Consider the following 3,288-nt stretch of genomic DNA (forward strand, 5'->3'; position numbering starts at 1 on the left):
ATCAAGGTCGCGCTTCGTCTGTGCGCTCATGGCCACCCCTCGAAAGTTGGTCGGCGGTAGCTGGCAACCCTGCCGGGTCTTCGCGCCAGTTGACACCCAACACCGAGTGCACCGGTGAAGGGCCGCGTGCCGTCGAAGGCCACTCAAGATGGGGAGACGGGAACCAGCGTCCAGCCGCGAGGGTAGCTAGCCCTCACGTCAGCAACCGGTTTGCAACCCAGTCGCTCGTCTCTTGCTGAGTGTGCAGGTGTCGAACCTGCGCTTCCGGTTTTGGAGACCGGCGTGCTTCCGTAACACTTACTCCCAAGGTGCCGCCCAAAGGTCTCCAGTTATTCCCCAGCAGGGGAGACTCCACGGAACCTCTCGCGAGGTTTCACACCATTTCAGGTGATCGTCAGCCGTTTAGTTGCTGGGCCAGATGTTCGCTGTCAGGGCGACGGGTGCGAACCCACGGGTTGCGGAGGTGGGATTTGAACCCACGATTTCAGGTTTATGAGACCCGCGAGATACCGAACTTCTCTACTCCACATTGGCAACCGGCTCTCGGGAATTCCGCCCGAGACGCAATCCGCGCAATCCCTGTTGCGCGGGCCGTGAAGTTGCCCCGTTATGCCAGCACGGGGCCACGCTGCTCTATTCAGTTGTGATCTGTGGGGGTGCGGGTCGCGAGGCCGGTGGATATACCGCCCGGCCCCGCTCTGCGCTCGATGCTGCCCGCTCTGTTGCCGCCGCTGGGCACCGCGGTGATCGGCCGTTCCGTTGAGGTCCGGTGGCAAGATGATTCGGCCCGACTCGCCCGGACTGGCCCTCTAGGGGCTGAGTGTGCTGCGGGGGTGGACCGAAAGTTAACGCGAAAAAGGCCGCCGCATGGGGGATGCGACGGCCTCTCTCGGGCAAAAAGAATGCAACCTCCGGGGCACGGAAGTTGCCTATGCATAGCTTACCCTGTATGGGTGAAGAAGCTCTACTCCAATTCCAGCGTGTCTCTGTGCCCGCGCGCCATGATGTTCGTCCGGTAACGCTGCATCAGATCAACGTGATCGATGATGATCATGCCGTTGACGTTGCGGCACTTCATCCCATCCCGGATCCACTGCCGAATCGTGCGAATCGTGCGGCCAGTGCGAGCCGCCGCCGACTTCACTGTGTAGGTTCTCTGATTGATGGGGCTAGACATACATGGCCTCTATTTCGTGGAACGGTTTCAGGTGTTTCGCGTACGTCTTAGGGTCTTGCATCCAGTCGCAGTTCTCGCAGATCACGGCGAACTCAGGGTCGAATGAGTCGGGCATCTTGAGGAACACCGAACGCTCACGGCATATCGGGCACTCTCGTTTTTCCGCGCTCGGGGTTGATCGCGCCTTCACCCCATACGCTGCCGACAGACTGAACACTCCGCGAGCATCCTCGTGCCCAATGCAGAGATCGTCGTGGAAGGCGGCCGCCGATGTCGTGCCGCAGATCCGTTCCAAACGGTCCGCGAGCCACCCGACCTGCTCGGCTGCATGCTCGGTGGCGACTTCCACGGTCACTGGCCGCGACCCCTGCACCTCGCGCCCGTTCGCCCACGTCGGGATGGTCAGTCCGGCGTGGCCGAATTCCTCCGCGAACACCCCGATCCACGAGGCGAGCTTTGCGAACAACGCATCCGAGGCGTCGAGCGGCCCGAGGTTCAGTGGCGCCGGCGCTTCTGCACCTCCCCCACCGACCCGCTCGGAGTAGTCAGCCGCGCCGATTCCCCAGAGTTGCGCCCGCATGTTCGCCACCAGGTCGGGGATGAGCTTGAGCGCCGCTATGAGCCGATAGAAACACGAGTCGCACAAATCCCCATGCCGTGCGCCTTTCGGCTTGGGCGGGGCGTCCTCCGCGTGCGGGTGAGTGCATCCGCGAACACAAGGGAACGCAGCGGGTTCAGTGGTCACTTCGCGATCTCCTTGAGGATCACGTGGCCGTTGATTCGGTTTTTGTAGCGCAGCTTTCCGCTCGGCGCGATGCCGTCGAGCTTGAGCAGCAGCGGGTGGATGATCGTGAACCGCTCAAGCCAGAATGCGAAGCGGTCTTTGATGCTGGGCATCATTCTGAATCTCCGTTCTTGATGGGGATCACCCATCGGTGTGGGTGGAATTTCTCGATAGATGGGCCGAGGTCATCGGGCCCGATGCGTCTGCCTCCGATGCGCAGGGCGCTGATCGCCGCGGTGAGTTCGCTCATGGTCAGGCCATCGATCTCGGATTGCCGGACGCGGATCTCGTGGCCGCCGCCGACCAGGGAGGTGATCTTCAACCGTGGGATGGGCGCCGGCGGCTGGCCGGACTCGATTGCGCGGGTCATGACTGCACCGGAATCCATGGGCCAGCGCTTATGTTCCGAAAGACGACCGTGCCGGGGAATGCCGAGCGCCCGGCGGCGGCGCTGGCGAGGGCTTCCGATTCATAGCCAATGGCGATATCGAGGAATCCGGGGATTATCTCGGCCCACTTGATGCCCCACTCAACAGTGGTCGGCGACTCAGCTTCGAGGGCTTTGATCGTCGCCAGCGCAGCCTTCGCGATGTCGGGCTCGGCGGTCGGATGGTGGGCGAACAGGTAGTCACCAAGCGCGACGACGGTTGCTCTGCCGTCTTCGGTCAGCATTTGGCTGGTCGGCGACTCAGCGGCTTCGAGGGCGTCGAGAGCTTCCCAGATTGCTTCGGCAGGCTCACCTCCGTGATCGAAGCTGTCCGAGTCCTCGTTGATGAATCTCAGGGCGCTACGGGCCTTCTTGACCAGTTCCGTGTTGCTCATTGCTTGCCCGCCTCAACGTCGATGTCGGGAATGATGTTTTCCGGCTTGAAGATCACCCGGTAGTGGTACACGCTCACGTCAACCGGTTCCATCTGCTCCACGAAGTAGGACACGTTGTCACTCAGCCCGAGGAAGTGCTTCTTGTACTCGTCCGGGCCGAGCCTGCATGTCACTTCGAGCTGATCTCCCGTTTCCTGGATTGAGCAGCGGCCCTCGATGCTGAGCAGGTAGGTGTCGGTGATCCCGTTCAGGAACACGACGCGGCGCTCGATCTCGAACTGGTCAGCCGACTTCGACAGGTTGTAGCTGGCCCGGTCTGCATCGCTTGTGCAGCCGGACAGCAGCAGGGTCGCCACCGCCGCCGCTGCGAGGGCTGCGATCAGTGCGGGCTTGCGGGTGGTCTTACTCATGATTGCTCGTCTCTGGCCTCTACGGCCGTTGTGTGGGTTGGTGGTGCCGGTTGTGCTGCGAGGGGCTGAGCGGGCGGCTGGCGGGCCGTCGCGAC

The 3,288-nt window shown here is 62.4% G+C and carries 6 protein-coding genes and 2 tRNA genes; all 8 read right to left on the minus strand.

What is annotated here, in order from left to right:
- Nucleotides 1-235: 235 nt before the first annotated feature.
- The 8 genes from E3T43_RS18105 to E3T43_RS18135 all read right to left on the minus strand — a co-directional run bounded on the left by E3T43_RS18105 (nucleotide 236) and on the right by E3T43_RS18135 (nucleotide 3,193).
- Nucleotides 236-306: transfer RNA gene (locus tag E3T43_RS18105), tRNA-Trp, on the minus strand.
- Between the two features lie 149 nt (nucleotides 307-455).
- A tRNA-Met gene (locus E3T43_RS18110) sits at nucleotides 456-529 on the minus strand.
- A 435-nt stretch (nucleotides 530-964) separates the two neighbouring features.
- Nucleotides 965-1,177, minus strand: a complete 213-nt coding sequence (locus tag E3T43_RS18115; RefSeq protein WP_134473463.1) for a hypothetical protein — start codon at nucleotides 1,175-1,177, stop codon at nucleotides 965-967.
- Nucleotides 1,170-1,922, minus strand: a complete 753-nt coding sequence (locus E3T43_RS18120) for a hypothetical protein (RefSeq protein ID WP_134473464.1) — start codon at nucleotides 1,920-1,922, stop codon at nucleotides 1,170-1,172. Before E3T43_RS18120 ends, E3T43_RS18115 begins: the two co-directional genes overlap by 8 nt.
- On the minus strand, nucleotides 1,919-2,077 hold the full coding sequence (locus E3T43_RS18900) for a hypothetical protein (protein WP_166791387.1): 159 nt from the start codon (nucleotides 2,075-2,077) through the stop codon (nucleotides 1,919-1,921). Before E3T43_RS18900 ends, E3T43_RS18120 begins: the two co-directional genes overlap by 4 nt.
- Nucleotides 2,074-2,331 carry a hypothetical protein gene (locus E3T43_RS18125; RefSeq protein ID WP_134473465.1) on the minus strand — a complete coding sequence of 86 codons (258 nt, stop codon included), beginning with the start codon at nucleotides 2,329-2,331 and terminating at the stop codon, nucleotides 2,074-2,076. Before E3T43_RS18125 ends, E3T43_RS18900 begins: the two co-directional genes overlap by 4 nt.
- The gene (locus E3T43_RS18130; RefSeq protein WP_134473466.1) at nucleotides 2,328-2,783 is read right to left on the minus strand and encodes a hypothetical protein; all 456 of its coding nucleotides are present in this window, start codon (nucleotides 2,781-2,783) and stop codon (nucleotides 2,328-2,330) included. The genes E3T43_RS18125 and E3T43_RS18130 overlap by 4 nt, the downstream gene beginning before the upstream one ends.
- The gene (locus E3T43_RS18135) at nucleotides 2,780-3,193 is read right to left on the minus strand and encodes a hypothetical protein (protein WP_134473467.1); all 414 of its coding nucleotides are present in this window, start codon (nucleotides 3,191-3,193) and stop codon (nucleotides 2,780-2,782) included. The genes E3T43_RS18130 and E3T43_RS18135 overlap by 4 nt, the downstream gene beginning before the upstream one ends.
- Nucleotides 3,194-3,288 lie beyond the last annotated feature (95 nt).

This window comes from Cryobacterium sp. Hh7, assembly GCF_004403155.1.
In the GTDB taxonomy this organism is placed as follows: domain Bacteria; phylum Actinomycetota; class Actinomycetes; order Actinomycetales; family Microbacteriaceae; genus Cryobacterium; species Cryobacterium levicorallinum.

What these genes read in the sequence shown, in the direction of transcription:
- E3T43_RS18115 (WP_134473463.1), bottom strand. Translation starts at nt 1,177, where the DNA reads ATGTCTAGCCCCATCAATCAGAGAACCTACACAGTGAAGTCGGCGGCG.
- E3T43_RS18900 (WP_166791387.1), bottom strand. Translation starts at nt 2,077, where the DNA reads ATGATGCCCAGCATCAAAGACCGCTTCGCATTCTGGCTTGAGCGGTTC.
- E3T43_RS18125 (WP_134473465.1), bottom strand. Translation starts at nt 2,331, where the DNA reads ATGACCCGCGCAATCGAGTCCGGCCAGCCGCCGGCGCCCATCCCACGG.
- E3T43_RS18130 (WP_134473466.1), bottom strand. Translation starts at nt 2,783, where the DNA reads ATGAGCAACACGGAACTGGTCAAGAAGGCCCGTAGCGCCCTGAGATTC.
- E3T43_RS18135 (WP_134473467.1), bottom strand. Translation starts at nt 3,193, where the DNA reads ATGAGTAAGACCACCCGCAAGCCCGCACTGATCGCAGCCCTCGCAGCG.